At 37.8% G+C, this 686-nt stretch carries 1 pseudogene; it reads left to right on the forward strand.

What is annotated here, in order from left to right:
• Positions 1–454: 454 nt before the first annotated feature.
• Positions 455–686, forward strand: a pseudogene (locus R8N47_RS25430) (Na/Pi cotransporter family protein); the annotation flags it as partial.

The following is a 686-nucleotide window of genomic DNA, read 5'->3' on the forward strand; positions in this document are numbered from 1 at the left end:
GCCTTGGTAACAGAGCCTTGCTTGCACACCATCCAGAAGTAATAAAGATGGTTGTAATTTAGATGTGACATCTGCCAATTCCAGAAAAGAAGGTGATGCTTTTTATACCAAATGTGACAGAGACAGGCAAGATACTCGGCAAAACCATCACTTTAACCAACTAAAATTAAGTTTTACCGAAAATACAATCTCAGTATTGTCATAAAACTTGAAGTAAAACGCACTTTTTATCGAATTCTCATCAAAAAACCTCAGTTTATAAAACCAACAAATCCTATATTTTTCAATGAATTAAAACAGGATAATCCGCTATTTTTTTTGAACTATTAAAAAGCACAATAAAAAGTGCTCACAGAAATCAATCTGTAATATTACTGAAATATTTGTTCTCTAACATCGCCCGAAGTTTCAACTTAAGACCGAAAAACGAACTTAAAGGTCAACGGAGAAAATTATGATGAACCAAGCTACTTCAACAGCAGCGCCTATCTCGAGCACGACTCGTTGGTTACGCTGGGCTAACTTGGCATTCATGCTGTATCTGCTTCTTCTAGCAGTATCTATGGTTGGTAGCGGTTTCAAATGGGCAACTGGCGACCAAGCAAAAGTATTGTTTGAGTTTGCATCTCACCCTATCGCTGGTCTTATGATCGGCCTAGTAGCAACAGCCCTAATCCAATCCTCAA

The sequence above is a fragment of the Vibrio sp. 2132-1 genome (assembly GCF_033344315.1).